An 18,727-nucleotide genomic window follows, 5' to 3' on the forward strand; every position below is an offset into this window, starting at 1 on the left:
AACCAGCCAACATTTGAGATTGGGCCATGCGCATCCTGTTCATCACCGCCAACCGCCTGGGCGACGACATCCTCTCGACCGGCCTGCTCGACCAGATCCAGCTGCAGTTCCCCAAGGCGAAGTTCACCGTGGTGACCGGCCCGGCCGCGGCCGGCGTCTTCGAGGCGATGCCTGGGCTCGAACGGCTGATCGTCATGCGCAAGCAGCCCTGGGGCCGGCACTGGTGGGAGCTGTGGAAGCAGGTGGCGCTCACCCGTTTCTGGCTGATCATCGACTTGCGCGGCTCGGCCATCGGCCAGTTGCTGATGGCGCGCCGCCGCCGCACCTTCACCGGCTCGGGCTCGCGCCTGCACAAGGTGATCGTGCTGAGCAACTTCATGAAGTTCAAGCTGCCCGCCACGCCGCGTGTCTGGGTGAGCGACGCCCACAAGGCCGCGGCCGCCGCGCTGTGGCCCGATGACGGCCGCCCGGTGCTAGCGCTGGGCCCGACCGCGAACTGGGGCGGCAAGATCTGGCCGGCCGAGCGCTTTGCCGAGCTGGCGCTACGCCTGACCGCAAAAGACGGCGGCATCCTGCCCGATGCCCGCATCGTCGTCTTCGGCGGCCCCGGCGAAGAGGCGCTGGCACGGCCGGTCATCGCCGCGCTGCCTGCGGATCGCACCGTCGACCTGGTGGGGAAGATCGACCTGCCGGTGATCGCCGCCGCCATGCAGCGCTGCAACCTCTATATCGGCAACGACAGCGGCCTGATGCATCTGGCCGCCGCCGCCGGCACGCTGACGCTCGGCCTGTTCGGCCCCAGCCGCGAAACCGTCTACGGCCCCTGGGGCGAGAAGAACAACGCCGTGCGCACCGACCTCAGCTATGAGGAAATCACCAGCCAGCCCGAGTATGATTACACCAGCCAGCAGAGCCACATGCTGAGCCTGAGCGTCGACAAGGCGCAGAAGGCGGCGCAGGACATGTGGCGTCTGGCCCAGGAGTGACTGCGATGAGCGCCCCCAAACTCTCTGCACTGGTCGTCGCCCATAACGAGGAGGCGCAGCTCGCCGACTGCCTGTCGCGGCTGAAATTCGCCGACGAGATCGTGGTGGTGCTGGATCGCTGCACCGATCATTCGAAAGAGATCGCGCTGGGCTTCAGCGCCAAGATCGTCGAGGGCGCCTGGCCGCTGGAAGGCCCGCGCCGCAACACCGGAATCGAAGCCTGCAGCGGCGACTGGATCCTGGAAGTCGACAGCGACGAGCGCGTGCCGGCCGAGATGGCGCGCGAAATCCGCGACCTGATCGCGCGCGCCGGCTTCGGCCATGTGCTGGTGCCCTTCGACAATTACGTGGGCGACCGGCTGGTGCGCTACGGCTGGGGTGGCGCGTTCGGTGTGATGATGGCGCCGCGGCTGTTCACCAAGGGCGCCAAGCGCTGGGGTGAACAGCGCGTGCATCCGGCGCTGGAGCTCAAGGGCGAGAAGCGCTTCCTGAAATCGCGCATGATCCACTATGTCGACCGCGACATCACCGACATGATCGCGCGGCTCAACCGCTATACCAGCGCCAAGGCCGCCGACCTGCGCGCCCTGCGCGCCGAAGGCAAGGATATCGGCAGCTTCGGCCATAATGTGCGCCGCATCTTCAGCCGCTTCTACAAATGCTATGTCGGCCGCAAGGGCTATCGCGAAGGCCGCTACGGCTTCCTGATTGCGTTGATGGCCGGGCTCTATCCGGTTCTCAGCTACCTCAAGGCCGATCTGGAAAAGAACTAGATCGCGCCGGCCTGCTGCAACAGCCGGTCGCAGGCCTGGTAATAGGCGGTCTGAACGTCCACGCCCTGCAGGACAGACACGCCATGATCCTGCCCCGGCATGCGGTGCATGGAGACCGGGCTGCGCTTGCCCAGTTCGGCCAACACCTTTGTCGCATGCTCGATATCGGCCATCGCATCCTTTGCGCCATGCAGGGCCAGCAAGCCGCCCGGCAGATGAATCATCGGCGGCACCAGCCGGCATTCGCCCGCCGTTGAGAAAAGCGTCGGGTCGATGCAGAGCTGCTGGCTGTGATCCAGGTATCTGCCCTCGCCATCCAGCGTCAACCGACCATCCCGCACGCGCGGCGCCAGATAGGTCTGGTCCCAGTCGAAGGCCGGCGCCAGTGCCACCATGGCAGACAGCAGCCCGGGCCGCGACTGCTGCGCCGCCAGCATGGCCCAGGCGCCCAGACTGGCGCCGACGCCAATGCAGCCCTGCAGGCCGAAATGATCGGCGACGGCGAGGATATCGGCCCTCATGCCGGGCAGCGTCATGCTCCAGGGCGTGCCGCTTGAGTCACCCTGCCCCCGGTAATCGAAAGCGGTGATGTGTTGATTGCGCCGAAAGCCGTAGACCATCGAAACGACGCCCAGCGACTTGCGCATCGGGCCGAGGCTGCCGAAACCGCCGGCAACCAGCAGGCCGGGGCCGTTCCCCGGCCGGTGATGGCAGACCAGCGTCTCACCGGTCTCGAGCGTCAATATCTGCTTCTGCACGACCGCCAGTGCATCCTGCACCAGCGTCTTGCTGTCAGCCGACAAGGCGCGCCTCTACCTGCTCGCAGATGTAATGGTAATAGCAGGCATGGATCTGCTGGATATGCGGCGTGTGGCGCGAGGGCGCCGCGATCAGCACATCGCAATGCGCCTTCAGCTTGCCGCCGGTCTCGCCGGTCAGGCCGATCACCGTCATGCCCTTGGCCTTGGCGGCCTCGGCGGCCTGGATCACATTGGCGGAATTGCCCGAGGTGGAGATGCCGAGCAGCACGCCGCGCTCGCGGCCATAGGCCTGCACCTGGCGGGCGAACAGGCTGGCGTAATCGTAATCGTTGCTCCAGGCCGTGGTGACGGCGGCATCGACGCCGAGCGCGATGCAGTTGAGCGCGCGGCGCTCCTTCAGGAAGCGGCCGACCAGTTCGCCGGCGATATGCATGGCATCCGAGGCCGAGCCGCCATTGCCGCAGACCAGCAGCGGCAGATCATGGCACAGCGCTGCCGTGATCGCCTCGATCGCCTTCTCCACGGCGGTCGCCGTTTCGGCGGTCGCCGCCTTTCGGATCAGGGTGGCGGACTCTTCCAGATACGCAATGACGGACATGTCGGCTTGGCTCTCGGACAACGGAAAGGGCCGCGCCAGACTAGCATATCACCGCTCCGGCTCCAGCCGCCGAAGCGCCCTGATATTGCGCCGACCGCCTAATGCAGGTGGTAGCTGGCCGCCGCCGCACGGATTTCGGCCGGGCTGACCACCCGGGCCGAGACGACGCGCACGCTGTGCAGCTTGCCATCGAGCTGGCTTTCCCAGAAATCGAGAAACTTCTTCAGGCCCGGAAAGCGCGGCGCCAGATCGTAATCCTGCCAGACATAGGTCTGCAGCAGGGTGGGATGATCGGGCATGTGATAGAGGATTTCCGCCGTGGTCAGGCGGTGCGTGAGCAGCTTCTGCAGCCACGCGGCATGGTCGGTTTTTCTGACAGGTGAATCATCTGGGGACAGAACAGACATCTCGCCTCCTGCATATGCGGGAGCCGACACCCGAGTGGCTTAGGGCGCGTCGCCAACACCGACTCGGGAGCCGGCACACCAACAGTCAAAGCCTGCCGGCAGTCTGCGATCTGTTGCAATAAGATTGTGTAAACGTGACGCCGATTGGCACTCGGTGATTCCGACTGCCAGCAACGGCGGCGCTACAAAGCCTTGCGGATGGCGGCACCCAGCCGCTCAATTTCCTGCACCGTGGTGAAATAGCTGACCGAGGCGCGGTTGATCGCCTCCAGCCCGCGCGCCTGCATGTCGAGCGGCGTATAGGCCGCGCCGATGGCGGCGACATTGATGCGCTCGGCCGCCAGCAGCTTCTGCAATTCGGCCGGCGCACGGCTGGCGGTGGTGAAGGCGACGATGGACGAACGCTCACCCGAGCCCAGGTCGCGCAGCGTCACGCCGGGAATGCCGGAGAGTTCAGCACGCAGCTGTTCGGCCAGCGCGGCAATCCGCGCGCGGATGGCGGGAATGCCGAGCGCCAGCGCATGGCGGATCGCCGCACCCAGGCCAAGCTGCAGGCCGAAAGAATTCTCCGCCGTCTCGAAGCGGCGCGCGTCGTTGCGGATGTCGGGCAGGCTGCCAGTCCAGCCGGCCGACAGCACATCCAGATAGGCCGGCTGCAGGCGCTGCAAAAAATCGCGCCGCACGTAAAGCAGCGCGGTGCCGCGCGGGCCGCGCAGGTATTTGCGGCCGGCGCCCTTCAGCATGTCGCAGCCGATCGCCTGCACGTCGACGGGAATCTGGCCAATCGCCTGGCCGGCATCGATGAAATAGGGAATGCCGGCGGCGCGCGCGAGCCTGCCGATCTCGGCGGCCGGATTGATCAGGCCGCTGTTGGCTGGCAGCCAGGTGAGCGCGATCAGGCGCACGCGGTCGTCGATCATCCGCGCCAGCGCCGTCACCGAGACCGATCCGTCATCCTCGCAGGGAATCACCTCGATCTTCGCGCCGCTGCGCGCGGCGGCGGCCTGCAGCGTGCTGAGATTGCCGCCCCATTCCTGGCGGCCGACCAGGATGCGGTCGCCGGGCTGCATCGGCGGCAGGGCTGCAAAGACCACGCCCCAGGCCTGCGAGCCGCTGGTGCAGAGCGCGATTTCCTCAGGCGTGCAGTTGAACAGCTGGGCGGCGAGACTGCGCGTCTCCTGCACGTCGGCCGCCACGGCGACGCCGACTTCGCTGGGGCCGTTCAGCGCCTCGCGCTGCAGATGATCGGTCACCGTGCGCGTCATCAGCGCGGCCGGCAGCGAGCAGCTGGAGTGATTGAAATGCGTCACGACGCTGCAGCCCGGCGTCTGCGCGCGGATGGTGTCGATGTCGAGCATGGCGGCCGCCTCATGAAGACTGCGATGCAGCCTGCATAACACCCGTCATCACGCGCTCACAACGAAACGATTGTCCCGATTGTATCGGTTTGATGCAGCTTTAACGGCATTGTGAGCCAGGAATGTGAGCCGGGGAATGTGGCAGTCAGTATGCGGGATGACGAAGGGTCTCATCATCGCCATCCCGCATTGCAGGCAAGCGGCCGGGTGGGTCACGGCTTACGCCGCGCGGCCACTCACCTGCCCCGACTGACCGGACAGCGGCTTCAGGGACTGCAGCGGGGACTGCTGCATGTAGAAGCCGCGGAATGTGGTGATGGTCTCGCCGGCCGGCGCGGCCACGCCGTCGACATCCAGGCCGTTGTCACGCTGGAAGCGGCGCAACGCATAGTCGTCGCGGTTGCTCCAGTCGCCGCCCCAGCCACCATCCGGGCCGGCATCGGGCAGGTAGCCTTCCCGGTGCAGCAGGGTCTGCAGCTTGAACACGTCGGCGCGGCGGTTGAGCAGGCCCGGGCCGATGGCGGCCGACAGCTCGAACAGGCGGCTATCGGCATAGAGGCCGGCATCACCCTGAACGGGGGCCTGAATGGACGCCTGGGCCGCCAGGTCGCCATAAAGAGGATCGCTGAAGTCGGTCGCATGGTGCGTCATGGGGTTGTGCGTCATGGGGCAGCTCCCTGTTGAACGATACAGGAACATTAGAGCGAGGCGGGCTTGATTTCAAGAACATTTTCTCTAAATGTTCTATAACTGTAATGTTTAATATCAATGACTTAGATGAATTGTGCGTTTTAGTTGTGCCGCTGCGTAAGCCAAAACTGGCAGTGGTTGAACGAGACGGGTACGACGGGATTCGACGCCTACAGCACCAGATTTGACGGCTACAGCATCAGATTCGACGACTACAGCACCGGATTCGACGGTCACAACGCGCTCTCCGCGCCTTGACGGTTACCGCGCGCCGCCCTCTCCTTACGGGCCATCCGAACGGATCGATTCAAAAAGACACAGGGAGAGAGACATGACCGCCTGCATCGTCGGCTGGAGCCACAGCAAATTTGGCAAACTGGACGGTCGCGACGCGGAAGACCTGATCGTCGAAGTCGCCGTGCAGGCCATCAAGGATGCCGGCATCGAGCCGAAGGATGTCGATGCCATCTATCTGGGCCATTTCAACGGCGGCCTGATCGACCAGGATTTCACGGCCTCTCTCGTGCTGCAGGCCAGCCCCGACCTGCGCTTCAAGCCCGCCACCCGCGTGGAAAATGCCTGCTCCACCGGCTCGGCCGCGATCTACCAGGGCCTCAACACCATCGCGGCGAGGAAGGCGCGTTTCGTGCTCTGCGTCGGTGTTGAAAAAATGACCTCGGCCTCAACCGAGATGGTCGGCAACATCCTGGTGAAGGCGAGCTACAAGAAGACCGAAATCTTCAACGAGGGCGGTTTCGCCGGCGTGTTCGATTCGATCCAGAAGCAGTATTTCCAGCGCTATGGCGACCAGTCCGATGCCACCGCGATGATCGCCGCCAAGAACCACAAGAATGGCGCGAAGAATCCGCTGGCGCATATGCAGAAGGATTTCGGCTACGAGTTCTGCAAGACCGTATCCGACAAGAACCCGCTGGTGGTGGGCGGCATGCGTCGCACCGACTGCTCGATGGTGTCGGACGGCGCGGCCGCGCTGGTACTGACCGATGTGCAGACCGCGCTGGGCATGAAGAAGGCTATCGCCTTCCGGGCGGCGAAGCATGTGCAGGACTTCCTGCCGATGGCCAAGCGCGATGTGATCGCCTTCGAGGGTCCGGCCAAGGCCTGGGCCGATGCGCTGGGCGAGGCTGGCCTGAGCGTCTGGGATCTTTCGTTTGCCGAAAGCCATGACTGCTTCACGATTGCCGAGTTGATCGAATACGAAGCCATGGGGTTGGTGGAAAAAGGCCAGGGCGCGAAAGCGATCATGGAAGGCTGGACCCAGGTCGACGGCAAGCTGCCGGTCAATCCCTCGGGCGGCCTGAAGTCGAAGGGCCATCCGATCGGCGCCACCGGCGTGTCGATGCATGTGATGGCGGCGATGCAGCTCTCCGGCACGGCGGGCGACATCCAGATCAAGAACCCCAAGCTGGGCGGCGTATTCAACATGGGGGGCGTCGCCGTCGCCAATTACGTCTCGATTCTCGAGCCGTTGCGGTAAACAGAGTTGCACGTCACCCCGGGCTTGACCCGGGGTCCCATTAAAAATGGGATGCCCGGTCAAAGCGGGCATGACAATCAAAAAGGGATAAAGAGTTTATGGCCGAGACATTCCGCGCCGTCGTCATCGAAGACGTCGACGGCAAGCCCAAGGCCGGCTTCAAGGAGCTGACCAAGAAAGAGCTGCCGGCCAACGACGTGCTGGTCGAGGTGGGCTATTCCACCCTGAACTACAAGGACGGCCTGGCGCTCACCGGCGGCCGCATCGCGCGTAAATTACCGATGGTGGCCGGCATCGACCTGGCCGGCACCGTCGTCGTCTCGGGCAACCCGGATTTCAAGCCGGGCGAGAAGGTGATCGTCAACGGCTATGGCCTGTCTGAAACCCAGTGGGGTGGCTACAGCCGCTTCGCCTCGCTGAAAAGCGACTGGCTGGTGCGCCTGCCCGATGTCTTCACCATGCAACAGGCCATGGCCATCGGCACGGCGGGTTACACGGCCATGCTCTGTGTGCAGGCGCTGGAGGATGCCGGGTTGAACGCGGCGGATGGCGAAGTGCTGGTCACCGGTGCCGCCGGCGGCGTCGGCTCGATCGCGATCAGCCTGCTAGCCAAGCGCGGCTACACGGTGATCGCCGCGACCGGCCGGCCGGAAACCCATGACTATCTGACATCGCTGGGCGCAAAAGGTTTCATCGCCCGCGACGAACTGGCGCAGAAGGGCGCGCCGATGGCCAAGGAACGCTGGGCGGCGGCGGTGGATTCCGTCGGCGGCCAGACGCTCGCCACCGTGCTGAGCCAGGTGAAATACGGCGGCTATGTCGCGGCCTGCGGCCTCGCCGGCGGCAACGACCTGCCAGCCAGCGTCTTCCCGTTCATCCTGCGCAATGTCAGCCTGCTCGGCATCGACAGCGTCATGGCGCCGATGCACAAGCGCAAGCGCGCCTGGTGGCAGCTCGCCCAGGACCTGCCCAAGGACAAGCTGGGCGCCATCACCGAGGAATATCCGCTGTCGGCCGTCTTCGATCTGGCGCCGAAGATTCTCGGCGGCCAGATCCGCGGCCGCGTGGTGCTGGATATCAATAAGTAAAATAATTTTCGTCATGCCCGCGAAAGCGGGCATCCCGTTTTCGTCCCATCAATGGGACCTCGGCTCGCGCTTCGCTTGGCCGGGGTGACGAATGAGGCTTGCGCCCCCGCACCGCTTGGTTATGATCTTTCCCATATTGTAATGCTGCCTTACAAAAATGCAGCGCCGTGTCCTGGGAGGGAACATGATCCAGCAGGGGGAATCCCGGCCGGGTGCGAAACCGCCGTTTCTGCCGCTTGAGCTCGCCACGCCGCGCATCCGCCGCACGGACCGTGCGGATGGCAGCTTCATCCTCGAATCCGAAACCGCGCTCGACGCCCATCCCGACCATCTCGGCCTGGTGCTGCGGCAGCAGGCGATGGCGCAGCCCGACGGCCTGTTCCTCGCCGAACGCGATGCGGCCGGCACCGGTTGGCGCCGCCTCACCTATAATGCCGCCTGGACAGCCGCCCGAAGCATTGCGCAGAGCCTGCTGGATCGCGGCCTGGACCAGAGCACGCCCGTCGTCATTCTCTCGGGCAACAGCATCGATCATGCACTGCTGATGCTGGGCGGCTTTGTCGCCGGCGTGCCGGTGACACCGGTGAGCGTGGCCTATTCGCTGATGAGCGGCGATTTCGCCAAGGTGCATCACATCGTCAACCAGGTGAAACCGCGCCTCATCTTTGCCGAAGGCGCTGCGCCCTTCGCCAAGGTTCTGGCCACGCTGCCTGCCGACATCGAGCAGATCACCGACCTTAAGCCTTTGCTGGAAACGAAGCCGACAGCCGATGTGGATGCGCGCTTCAACAGCATCCGGCCCGACTGGGTGGCGAAGTATCTCTTCACCTCCGGTTCGACCGGTCTGCCCAAGGGCGTGATCAACACCCATCGCATGTTGAGCAGCAACCAGCAGGCCATCGCGCAGATCTGGCCCTTCCTGCAGCAGCAGCGCACCATGCTGCTCGACTGGCTGCCGTGGAATCACACCTTCGGCGGCAACCACAATTTCAACATGGTGCTGCGCCAGGGCGGCACGCTGTATATCGACAACGGAAAGCCGGCGCCGGGCCTGGTCGACAAGACGGTGGCCAACCTGCGTGAGATCGCACCCACGGTGTATTTCAACGTGCCGGCCGGCTACGCCATGCTGCTGCCGCATCTGGAAAAGGACGAAGCGCTGTGCCGCCAGTTCTTCAGCCGGCTGCAACTGATCTTCTATGCCGGCGCCGCGCTGCCGCCCGATCTCTGGGCCCGCCTGGAAGCGCTCAGTATCCGCACGCTGGGCAAGCGCGTCTGCATGACGTCCTCCTGGGGCTCGACCGAGACAGCGCCGCTGGCGACGGCGGCGCATTTCCCCATCGAGCGCGCCGGCGTGATCGGCGTGCCGGTGCCAGGCGTGCAGCTGAAATTCGTACCGACCGGCGGCAAGCTGGAACTGCGCGTCAAAGGCCCCAACGTGACCCCAGGCTATGTCAATGACGCCGCGCAGACGCAGAAGGCCTTCGATGCCGAGGGCTTCTACTGCATCGGCGATGCGGCGAAGCTGGCCGATGCCGGCGATCCAGCCAAGGGCGTGGTGTTCGACGGCCGTATCGCGGAAGACTTCAAGCTGACCACCGGCACCTGGGTGCATGTGGGCGGCGTGCGCGTCGCATCCATCGCGGCCTGTTCCCCGCTGCTGCAGGATGCGGTGGTGACTGGGCACGACAAAAGTTATATCGGGCTGCTCGCCTGGCCTTCCGCTGCGGCAAAAGACCTGACGCCGGAGCAATTGCACAGCGAGATCGCAGCCAAACTGGCAGCACACAATCGTACGCAGGGCGGTTCTTCGCTGAAAATCGCGCGCGTTCTGCTGCTGGCCGAGCCGCCGTCGATCGATGCCAACGAAATCACCGACAAGGGCTACATCAACCAGCGCGCCACGCTGGAGCGCCGTCACGCCGATGTGATGCGCCTCTATGCCGATTCACCCGATGCCAGCGTGATCGTCGTCACCGACTGCTGACCTCTGCCGCCCTAGATTACGCTCTCTGCCGAATCCACATAATGATTCGGCCTGACAGTCAATTTGGGGAGACACGCCCGTGCCGCGCCGCCTGGTCGCCACGCTTGCGTTCGGCCTGACCCTTGCCGCCGGTGTGGCGCTGGGTTCGATCAGCCGACAGCATACTGCAGTACCGCCTGAAGTGACGGCGGAGACCGATATTCCCACCATTCCGCCGACCGCCACGATTCTGGTGCCCAACAACGTCGCCGACATGACGGCGGCCGAGCGCAACCTGTTTCCCGCGCCGCAGAGCCTGCTGCAGATGGCCGATGCGCTCGAGCTCGAGCAGGATCAGCGCCAGAAGCTGCGCCAGCTGCAGCATGATCTCGACAGCGAGGTAACCGCGCTGGGCCGCCGCATCCTGATCGAGGATCGCCGGCTCGACCGCGCCTTTACCGAAGGCAATATCGAGGCAACTCGCATCGACGCCGTGACCCAGAAAATCGGCAGCCTGCAGGGCCGCATGCGCGCCGCCCGCCTGCGCAGCCATCTGGCCGCCCGCGATCTGCTGACACCGGACCAGTTGCTGCACTTCGCTGCGCTGCGCGGTTTTGAACCGGCCGGCGAGCAGCAGAGCTCGCGCCACGACGATCTGGATCGCTGAAACTCTCCACGATCACGGGAACAGTCTTTTTCCCGCCGCATTTCTTCCGCTATGCTGGTTGCCAGCCGCCGGAGACTTGCCCATGTCGAGCGTACCCCTGCCCCGAACCTGCAGCCGCGCCGAACGGATCGCCGATGCCGTGGTGCATCTGCTGGGCCTGGCCTTTGCCGTCGGCGCCGTAACGACACTGATCGTCTTTCTCTGCCTCTCCCCCGACCTGCCGCGCGGCATCAGCCTCGGGCTTTATGCCTTCGGCCTGCTCGCCACCATCATCTGCTCGGCACTCTATCATCTGACCACGCATGCGCAGCGCAAGGCGCTGTTCCGCCGCTTCGATCATGCCGCCATCTTCGTGATGATCGCCGGCACCTACACGCCCTTCAGCCTGATGCTGATCGGTGGCACCTGGGGCTGGGCCCTGCTCGGCTTCGTCTGGACCATCGCCATCATCGGCGTGGCGATGAAGCTGCTCTATCCGCTGCGCTTCGAAAAGCTGTCAGTCGTCGTCTACCTGGTGCTGGGCTGGACCGTGCTGGCAGCGCTGCAGCCGCTGGTCAGCAGCGCGTCACTGGCCGGCCTGGTGCTGCTGATCACCGGCGGCGCGTTGTACAGCCTGGGCGTCGTCTTCCATCTGTGGGAGCGGCTGCCGTTCCAGAATGCGATCTGGCATGTCTTCGTGCTGGCCGCCGCCGCCTGTCACTATGCGGCTATCCTGGTGGACGTCGCAATCGTCTAGGTGTCTGGCGTCTAGGTGTCTGGCGTCTAGGCGCCGCGCGCCAGGAAACCGGGATTACGGAAATTCGGCTTGCCGTAATCCAGCGGCTTGTCGTCCCAGGTCAGCACTTTGCCGCCGGCCCCTTCCAGCACCGCCTGCCCCGCCGCTGTATCCCATTCCGAGATCGAAATGTAGCGCGGATAGAGATCGGCCTCGCCCTCGGCGATGCGGCAGAATTTCAGCGAACTGCCCACCGTCCAGGTATTCGGCGCCAGCTGCTTTTTGAGAAAGTTATCAACTTCCGCTTCACGGTGATTGCGGCTGGTCAGCACCATCGGCCCGACCGGCGGCACGGGTCGCGCCCGCACGACCACGCCAACCATATCATCATGACCGCGAAACCGCCGCGTGCTCAGGCCCGGCTGGCCGAGCCAGGTATCGCCTAGCGCCGGCGCCGACACGACGCCCAGCACCGGCTTGCGATGGGCGATCAGCGCGATGTTGACCGTGAACTCGCCATTGCGGCCGACGAATTCGCGCGTACCATCGAGCGGATCGACCAACCAGAAATACGCGCCGTCGATCTGCGGAATATGCCCCTTGGACACCTGCTCCTCGGCCACCACCGGCACATCGGGCGTCAGTTCATGCAGGCCCTTGAGGATGATCGCCTCGGCCATGTCGTCGGCATCGGTGACCGGGCTGCGGTCATCCTTGCTGCGGGTGGCGAAGTTGGTGGCATAGACCGTCATGATCGCATCGCCGGCAGCGCGGGCGAGCGGCAGGAGGGCAACGGCCAGCCGGTTGAGGTCGAGGGTCATTCAGTCTTCCGGGGGCCGCACGGGCTTCAGCGACACCTGCTCGGTGTTGATCAGGCGCTTGCCGGCATGCAGGAAATTCACGGTGACGCGCGATCCGACGGCAGACTGCACTTGCCCCGGCCCCCAGTCCCGTTCCAGCGGATTCTCCACCCAGTCGCCCGGCGCAAAGGGTGCCAGCATGTGCACTACTCGCTGTTGCCTGCCTGTTGCGGACATTCTAAACAGGGCGGGACAGTCCTGCCATATGCCGAGCCGGGAAATCGCATGGGAAATCCGTTTGCCGCCCAGTCAACCGACCTGATCGCGCTGATCTGTTCGCGGCTTTGCCACGATCTTGCCGGCAGCATCGGCGCGGTGAACAACGGCGTCGAACTGCTGGCCGAGGAAACCGATGCCGCGATGCGCGAGGAAGCCATCGGGCTGATCGCGCAGTCGGCGAGTGATGCAGCGCGCCGGCTGGCGTTTTTCCGGCTGGCGCTCGGCGCATCCGGCGGATTGCAGGACACCATGCATCTGCAGGAGCTGACCCGCGTGGCCCTGGCCTATTTCGTCGGCGGCAAGCTGACCCTGCAGTTGCCGCAGCAGGATGCCGATCTGCCCAAGGCGCTGGGCAAGGCGCTGTTGCTTGGACTGGCTCAGGCTGGCGCAGCCCTGCCGCGCGGCGGCACGCTCGGCCTGACGCCGCACGGCGACGGCTGGAGCATCCGTGGCGAAGGTCCCATGCTGCGCTGGAACGAGCATATGGCCGCCGGACTGGATATGGCGCAGGTTGAGCTGACCGAACCGGCGGCGGCGATCAGCCGCTACATGCTGCAGCAGGCGAAGAGCGCCGGCTTCGCACTGCGGACTGAAACCACAGAGACATCGGTGACATTGCGCTTCACGCGCTGATCATTTGACCTGTCGGGTCATTCTTCCTATCATTGCGATGACGGTGCCCTTCGGGGCCTAACAGGGAATGCGGTGCGGGTGATTTTATCACTCTATGCCGCAGCTGCCCCCGCAACTGTAAGCGGCGAGTGTTGCGTCCTGAGCCACTGATGCCAGCGCATTGGGAAGGCGACGCAACACGACGACCCGCAAGCCAGGAGACCTGCCGTCAGCCGTGGTCACGCGTGCGCGCATTGGGCGGGGTGTCTCGATGTGTCGGTTTCCGTCCTGAGGACGGCGGGCTGACGTCGGCGTGCGGGTGACGTGCCACACCGAGACCTAGCCATGACCATTCCTTCCAACTTTTCGATTTGCCCCCACGCTCTCCATTGCTTAAGAGTTGATATATTATAACGTTATAATATATCAATATCTGAACTTCCTGGGGGATTTCATATGTTTTACAAGCCGATGGGCCTTAGCGCCCTGCTCGCCAGCCTCGTCTGCCTGGTCGCACCCGCCACTTTGGCGCAACAAACAACCGCGCCGACCATTCTGCCGCCGCTGAAGGTCGAAGGCAGTGCACCAACTGACAACGACACCAGCGAGTCCTACCGCGCGCCGCGCAGCACAAGTGCGACCAAGACCGACACACCACTGATCGACGTGCCGCAAACCGTCGTGCCGGTGCCCAGGCAGGTGCTGGAGGATATTGGCAGCACCAATGTCGAAGCCGTGCTCGACTATGTGCCCGCCACCAGCAAGGGCAACAATTTCGGTGGCCTCAATCTCTATGAACTCAATCTGCGCGGCCTGAAGACCACCAACTCGGCTAAGAACGGCTTCACAGGCAGCCGGCGTTACGACGCGACCTCCGATGCCGCCAATATCGAACAGGTGGATGTGCTGCTCGGTCCATCGGCCTCGCTTTATGGTCGCGGCGACCCCGGCGGCTTCATCAACATCGTCACCAAAAAGCCACTAGGTGAGAACAGCAGCGTACTGCAGGGTACAATCGGCACGCACGGCCTGTTCCGCGGAACGCTGGACAGCAACGTCATCCTGAGCAACGACAAAAGCCTGCTCGGCCGCTCCAATCTGGCCGTCGAAAGCCGCGACAGCTTCCGCGACCATGTATCGTCCGAGCGGCAGTTCTTCTCGCCGGTGCTGACCTGGCAGGCCAACGACCGCAACCGCCTGACCATCGAGGCCGAAGCGATCCGTGACGACCGCGTCTTCGATCGCGGCGTCGTTGCGGTGAACGGAAAAGTTGGCGCCATCCCGATCACGCGGTTCCTCGGTGAGCCCAACGACGGCAAGATCAGAAACGAGAACTATCTCGCCTCGGTCCGCCTCGAGCATGATCTGGACAACGACTGGACTCTGCGCACCGCGCTGCAGGCCAAGAGCGGATCATTGTATGGCTACACCACCGAAGCCAACGCCCTCAACGCCGCCACCGGCATTCTGACCCGCCGACGTGCGCTGCGGGATTTCAACTGGAACAGCACCACTGGCCAGGTTGAATTGCTGGGGCATTTCGATACTGGCGTCATCAAGCACACTCTGCTGAGTGGTGTGGAATACGAACATGCCCGGGGCAGCGAACACCTGTTCCGTAGCAATGCCGGCAGCATCAACATCTACAATCCGGTCTACGGCCAGAGCAATGTCACGCCCGCGTTGCTCTCCGACCTGCTCGATGTCTCAGACACCTACGCGCTCTACGTTCAGGACCAGATCGAACTGACTGAGCGACTGCAAGCGCAGCTCGGCTTCCGCGCAGACTGGTTCGAGCAGGAGTTCGAGGATCGCGCCACCCGACGCTCGGCGCCACAGTCGCGCCGCGGCTTCAGCCCACGTGCCGGCCTGACCTACAAGATCGTGCCAGAGGTTGCCGTCTATACCAGCGTGGCAAAATCCTTCCGTCCGGTGATGGATTCCAACACCGGCTTCTCGACCGCCGCCGGCGGCCAGCCCTTCGAGCCGGAAACCGGTCTGGGTTACGAGGCCGGGGTGAAGACGGAATTCTTCGACAAGCGCCTAGGGCTAACCGCCGCGCTGTTTCACATCACCAAACAGGGTGTGCTGGCCACGAATCCGGCCGATCCCACCACGCAAATCCAGACCGGTGAAGTACGCAGCCAAGGCTTCGATCTCAACATATCCGGCGCCATCACACCGGAATGGCGCGTGATCGGCGGCTATGCCTATATCGATGCCGAAGTGACCAAAGACAGCACCATTCCGGTCGGTGCGAGACTGCAGAATATCCCGATGCATACCGTCGGCCTGTGGACCGTATACGAATTCCTCAACGGTCCCCTGAAGGGTCTCGGTTTCGGCGGCGGCGTCACCGCAGTCGACGACCGCGCTGGCAGCAGCACAAACGACGCCTTCCTGCTGCCTTATTATACCAAGGTCGATCTGTTGGGATTCTACAAGCTTACCGACGCGGCCAAGCTCTCACTCAACATCTACAACATCTTCGACAAGGAATATTACGAACGCGCCTTCGGTGCCACCCGCGTCGTGCCGGGTCAGCCACTCAGCGCACTGGCCACACTCAGCGTGAAATTCTGATCATCCATGCCTGCAACGAAAGGAACCCACTCATGAAGTTCATCTATGCACTGACTGCCACGCTGCTGCTGGCCGCCGGGACGGCCTCTGCCCATTCGGTCTGGCTGGAGCTGGACAAGGACGGAAAACTGGTGATCGAAAATGGCGATCCAGGCGAACCATCCGATCCGTATGACCCTGCCCGCATCACCAAGGCCTGGGCCATCGACAAAGACGGCAAGGCGGTCGATGCCAGCGTGGTGCGAGCCGAGAAGTCGGCCTCAGTCAACGCTCCAGCCGCGGCCGCCATAGTCGCCGCGATGTTCGACAACAAGTATTGGGCCAAGGGCCCGGACGGCAAATGGAACAACGGCCCGAAGGGCACGGTGGCCAACCCCACCATTGCCGGCCCGTCGTTCAAATTCCCCAAGGCACATCTGGCGCCAACCACCGCCTTCGCCAAGCCGCTTGGCCTGGCGCTGGAGATCGTGCCGCTGGCTGATCCGACCACGATGAAGGCCGGCGACAAGCTGCCGATACTGCTGCTGCTGGAAGGCAAGCCGCTGGCCGATGCGGATCTGGTCGAGGACATCTATGTCCCGCACAGCGCCAAGCCGAAGAAGGTGAAGACCGATGCGGATGGCAAAGTCGCCGTGACCGTGCCCGTGCGCCCCTATGCCGGTGTCGAAGTGAGCTATTTCAAGAAGCTGGATGCCAATAGCGTGGAAGGCACCTTCTACAACGCCTCACTGACCTTCAAGGTGAAGCCGTAAGACCGGCAACAGCCGGAGCGAGCAGGGCGGCCAGCAATGGTCGCCCTTTTCATTGCTCGTCGAAGACCGCGTCGTCATCGGGGCTGGATGGCAGATCGCCCTTGCCGCCATAGACCCGCTTCACTTCCTTGCGGAACTTGCCGAGCGCATTCTCATGCTTGTCGAGAAACCAGTCTTCATGATTGGCGAGGTAGCTTGCGCGTAAATCCGGCCGGCGCAGGTCGAGCGGCACGCGCTCCATGCGCGGATCGATGCTGTCGAAGCCCTCGAAGGGCTGCGCCAATCGCTGCTCGATGCCGGCGACGTAATCGGGATTGAGCTCGATACCGATGCAGCGGCGATCGAGCTGCTGGCAGACGCGCGGCACCGTGCCGCTGCCGGCAAAGGGATCCAGCACCAGGTCGCCGGAGTTGCTTGACGCCTTCACCATGCGCTCGATCAGGCCCTCAGGCTTTTGCGTGGGATGCGGCTGTCGGTTGGGGTGCGAGTAATGCACATGGGAAAAGCCCCAGACATCGCCCGGATTGGCGCCGCGCATATTGTTGCGCTCGCGGTAATACTTCTGCGGCACCCGTACGGAATCGAGGTTGAAGGTGAAGGCATCCGACGCCGTGAACATCAGAATGTCGTCATGGCGCGGCGAGAAGCCGCGTGTCTTGCCCAGACCCTGCGTGTAATGCCAGCAGATCCAGCTGTTGAACTGCAAACCCTGCTGCCGTTCCAGGATGTCGTAGATATAGGAGATGAAGCGAACGCCCATGAAGACATAGAGCGTGGCATGCGGCTTCATCACGCGGCGGCATTCGCTCAGCCACTGGCGAGAGAAATCCAGATACGCGTCGAAGTCGCGATGATCGGACTCGTTGCCATAATCCTTCTTCAGGTTATACGGCGGATCGGCGATCACCAGATCGGCAGAGGCTTCTGGCAGCGTGGCCAGTATGTCCAAGGCGTCGCCGGTACGAAGATCAATGGAATGGCCGGTCATTCCGGATAACACTCCTGCGACCACCGCAGCACCTTGAGGCTGGCCTCATCGCGATACTCGCCGGTGGTGACGATCTGCAGGCACTCGTTCCGCCTCGTGTAGTGGAAGAAGCAATAGTTCATACCGGTCCCACTGCAATAGTCAATTTCCGGATATCCCGCCCTCAACAGCGCGGTGGCCTCGCCGCTCTCCTTCATCAACGTGCCGTCTGCATATTTCCGTTCCGTGATGCGGGGAATCCAGCCACTCCTGATGAGTTCGGTCCGCGCCTCGACAAATGGTCCGCCCTCCCGGAGGGCCGGAACCTTGACCAGCGCCTGCACGTCGCCGGCAATTATCGCGACAACGAGCCATGCCAGGAAACCGGGCATGAAAAAGCCGGCAGTGTGCCGGCTTGTCCATTTTCCTTGCATCTGGAGCTTACCGTGCGCCAGCGGCCCGCTTGGCGCCGGCGGCCACCGGCTCGACCTGGTCGCGCAACACATAGCCGCGGCCCCAGACCGTTTCGATGTAGTTGTCGCCATCGGTGGCGGAGGCGATCTTCTTGCGCAGCTTGCAAATGAAGACGTCGATGATCTTCAGCTCCGGCTCGTCCATGCCGCCGTAGAGATGATTGAGGAACATCTCCTTGGTCAGCGTGGTGCCCTTGCGCAGGCTCAGCAGTTCCAGCATGGCGTATTCCTTGCCGGTCAGATGCAGGCGGCCACCCTCGACCTCGACCGACTTGGCGTCGAGGTTGACGGTCAGCTTGCCGGTCTGGATCACCGACTGGGAATGGCCCTTGGCGCGGCGGACGATCGCGTTGATGCGCGCGATCAGTTCGTCCTTGTTGAAGGGCTTGGTGATGTAGTCGTCGGCGCCGAAGCCGAGACCCTTCACCTTCTTGTCCGGCTCGCCCATGCCCGAAAGGATCAGGATCGGCGTGTTGACCTTAGCCGCGCGCAGCTTCTTCAGCACGTCGTAGCCGTGCATGTCGGGCAGGTTCAGGTCGAGCACGATGATGTCGTAGTCATACAGCTTGCCGAGGTCCAAGCCCTCTTCGCCGTATTCCGTCCGGTAGACATTGAAGCCCTCGGCCCCGAGCATCAGTTCGATGCTCTTGGCCATATTGGCGTCGTCTTCGATAAGCAGCACTCGCATGGCTACACCCCCACGCGCGGTGGCGTTGGCGGACCGAAAGTTATCAACAGACCCTCGATCCTAGGT

General features: G+C 63.6%; 20 protein-coding genes and 1 riboswitch. Of the genes, 10 read left to right on the forward strand and 10 right to left on the reverse strand.

Annotation, left to right across the window (positions count from 1 at the left end):
- The first annotated feature begins 26 nt into the window (after positions 1 to 26).
- The gene (locus AC1RRT_RS06580; protein ID WP_493012976.1) at positions 27 to 986 is read left to right on the forward strand and encodes a glycosyltransferase family 9 protein; all 960 of its coding nucleotides are present in this window, start codon (positions 27 to 29) and stop codon (positions 984 to 986) included.
- A 5-nt stretch (positions 987 to 991) separates the two neighbouring features.
- Positions 992 to 1,759: a glycosyltransferase family 2 protein gene (locus AC1RRT_RS06585; protein ID WP_493012977.1), complete on the forward strand. Its 768-nt coding sequence runs from the start codon at positions 992 to 994 to the stop codon at positions 1,757 to 1,759.
- Here AC1RRT_RS06585 and AC1RRT_RS06590 read toward each other — a convergent pair.
- The 5 genes from AC1RRT_RS06590 to AC1RRT_RS06610 all read right to left on the reverse strand — a co-directional run bounded on the left by AC1RRT_RS06590 (position 1,756) and on the right by AC1RRT_RS06610 (position 5,549).
- Entirely contained in the window at positions 1,756 to 2,562 is an 807-nt protein-coding gene (locus AC1RRT_RS06590) for an alpha/beta hydrolase family protein (RefSeq protein ID WP_493012978.1), read from the reverse strand. The two genes, AC1RRT_RS06585 and AC1RRT_RS06590, sit on opposite strands and share 4 nt — an antisense overlap.
- Positions 2,552 to 3,118, reverse strand: coding sequence for a D-sedoheptulose-7-phosphate isomerase (locus AC1RRT_RS06595; RefSeq protein ID WP_493012979.1), 567 nt, complete (start codon positions 3,116 to 3,118; stop codon positions 2,552 to 2,554). The genes AC1RRT_RS06590 and AC1RRT_RS06595 overlap by 11 nt, the downstream gene beginning before the upstream one ends.
- Positions 3,119 to 3,216: 98 nt before the next feature.
- On the reverse strand, positions 3,217 to 3,525 hold the full coding sequence (locus tag AC1RRT_RS06600; protein ID WP_493012980.1) for an usg protein: 309 nt from the start codon (positions 3,523 to 3,525) through the stop codon (positions 3,217 to 3,219).
- Positions 3,526 to 3,707: 182 nt separating this feature from the next.
- Positions 3,708 to 4,883 (reverse strand): aminotransferase class V-fold PLP-dependent enzyme, encoded by a 1,176-nt coding sequence (locus tag AC1RRT_RS06605; protein WP_493012981.1) that lies wholly within the window; start codon positions 4,881 to 4,883, stop codon positions 3,708 to 3,710.
- A gap of 219 nt (positions 4,884 to 5,102) precedes the next feature.
- The gene (locus tag AC1RRT_RS06610) at positions 5,103 to 5,549 is read right to left on the reverse strand and encodes a peptidoglycan-binding domain-containing protein (RefSeq protein WP_493012982.1); all 447 of its coding nucleotides are present in this window, start codon (positions 5,547 to 5,549) and stop codon (positions 5,103 to 5,105) included.
- Positions 5,550 to 5,904: 355 nt separating this feature from the next.
- On the opposite strand from AC1RRT_RS06610, the gene AC1RRT_RS06615 reads away from it, so the two are divergent.
- From AC1RRT_RS06615 to trhA, 5 genes are all read left to right on the forward strand, one after another.
- Positions 5,905 to 7,071 (forward strand): acetyl-CoA acetyltransferase, encoded by a 1,167-nt coding sequence (locus AC1RRT_RS06615; protein WP_493012983.1) that lies wholly within the window; start codon positions 5,905 to 5,907, stop codon positions 7,069 to 7,071.
- Between the two features lie 98 nt (positions 7,072 to 7,169).
- Complete coding sequence (gene acuI / locus AC1RRT_RS06620) at positions 7,170 to 8,159, forward strand: acrylyl-CoA reductase (NADPH) (RefSeq protein ID WP_493012984.1); 990 nt, start codon at positions 7,170 to 7,172, stop codon at positions 8,157 to 8,159.
- A gap of 184 nt (positions 8,160 to 8,343) precedes the next feature.
- Positions 8,344 to 10,146 carry a feruloyl-CoA synthase gene (locus AC1RRT_RS06625; RefSeq protein WP_493012985.1) on the forward strand — a complete coding sequence of 601 codons (1,803 nt, stop codon included), beginning with the start codon at positions 8,344 to 8,346 and terminating at the stop codon, positions 10,144 to 10,146.
- 79 nt (positions 10,147 to 10,225) lie between these two features.
- Positions 10,226 to 10,792 carry a Spy/CpxP family protein refolding chaperone gene (locus tag AC1RRT_RS06630; RefSeq protein WP_493012986.1) on the forward strand — a complete coding sequence of 189 codons (567 nt, stop codon included), beginning with the start codon at positions 10,226 to 10,228 and terminating at the stop codon, positions 10,790 to 10,792.
- Positions 10,793 to 10,874: 82 nt separating this feature from the next.
- Positions 10,875 to 11,528 (forward strand): PAQR family membrane homeostasis protein TrhA, encoded by a 654-nt coding sequence (gene trhA, locus AC1RRT_RS06635; protein WP_493012987.1) that lies wholly within the window; start codon positions 10,875 to 10,877, stop codon positions 11,526 to 11,528.
- A 26-nt stretch (positions 11,529 to 11,554) separates the two neighbouring features.
- Here trhA and cysQ read toward each other — a convergent pair whose 3' ends face one another.
- Positions 11,555 to 12,328 (reverse strand): 3'(2'),5'-bisphosphate nucleotidase CysQ, encoded by a 774-nt coding sequence (gene cysQ / locus AC1RRT_RS06640; RefSeq protein WP_493012988.1) that lies wholly within the window; start codon positions 12,326 to 12,328, stop codon positions 11,555 to 11,557.
- A complete protein-coding gene (locus tag AC1RRT_RS06645; protein WP_493012989.1) occupies positions 12,329 to 12,508 on the reverse strand; it encodes a DUF3553 domain-containing protein in 180 nt (59 codons plus the stop codon).
- 84 nt (positions 12,509 to 12,592) lie between these two features.
- Between AC1RRT_RS06645 and AC1RRT_RS06650 the strand changes: the two genes are divergently transcribed.
- The 3 genes from AC1RRT_RS06650 (at position 12,593) to AC1RRT_RS06660 (ending at position 16,533) form a co-directional block, all read left to right on the forward strand.
- Entirely contained in the window at positions 12,593 to 13,219 is a 627-nt protein-coding gene (locus tag AC1RRT_RS06650; RefSeq protein ID WP_493012990.1) for a histidine phosphotransferase family protein, read from the forward strand.
- Positions 13,220 to 13,243: 24 nt separating this feature from the next.
- A riboswitch (cobalamin riboswitch) is annotated at positions 13,244 to 13,443 on the forward strand.
- Positions 13,444 to 13,654: 211 nt separating this feature from the next.
- A complete protein-coding gene (locus AC1RRT_RS06655; RefSeq protein WP_493012991.1) occupies positions 13,655 to 15,781 on the forward strand; it encodes a TonB-dependent siderophore receptor in 2,127 nt (708 codons plus the stop codon).
- 32 nt (positions 15,782 to 15,813) lie between these two features.
- Positions 15,814 to 16,533 carry a DUF4198 domain-containing protein gene (locus tag AC1RRT_RS06660; protein ID WP_493012992.1) on the forward strand — a complete coding sequence of 240 codons (720 nt, stop codon included), beginning with the start codon at positions 15,814 to 15,816 and terminating at the stop codon, positions 16,531 to 16,533.
- Between the two features lie 49 nt (positions 16,534 to 16,582).
- On the opposite strand, the gene AC1RRT_RS06665 is transcribed toward AC1RRT_RS06660, so the two are convergent.
- From AC1RRT_RS06665 to ctrA, 3 genes are read right to left on the reverse strand one after another with little or no spacing between them, the layout of a single operon-like run.
- Positions 16,583 to 17,521 carry a DNA methyltransferase gene (locus AC1RRT_RS06665; protein ID WP_493012993.1) on the reverse strand — a complete coding sequence of 313 codons (939 nt, stop codon included), beginning with the start codon at positions 17,519 to 17,521 and terminating at the stop codon, positions 16,583 to 16,585.
- Positions 17,518 to 17,892, reverse strand: coding sequence for a hypothetical protein (locus AC1RRT_RS06670; RefSeq protein ID WP_493012994.1), 375 nt, complete (start codon positions 17,890 to 17,892; stop codon positions 17,518 to 17,520). The genes AC1RRT_RS06665 and AC1RRT_RS06670 overlap by 4 nt, the downstream gene beginning before the upstream one ends.
- 49 nt (positions 17,893 to 17,941) lie before the next feature.
- Positions 17,942 to 18,661, reverse strand: a complete 720-nt coding sequence (gene ctrA, locus AC1RRT_RS06675; protein ID WP_492979013.1) for a response regulator transcription factor CtrA — start codon at positions 18,659 to 18,661, stop codon at positions 17,942 to 17,944.
- Positions 18,662 to 18,727: the final 66 nt, after the last annotated feature.

The organism is Ferrovibrio sp. GW821-FHT12B10 (genome assembly GCF_058807515.1).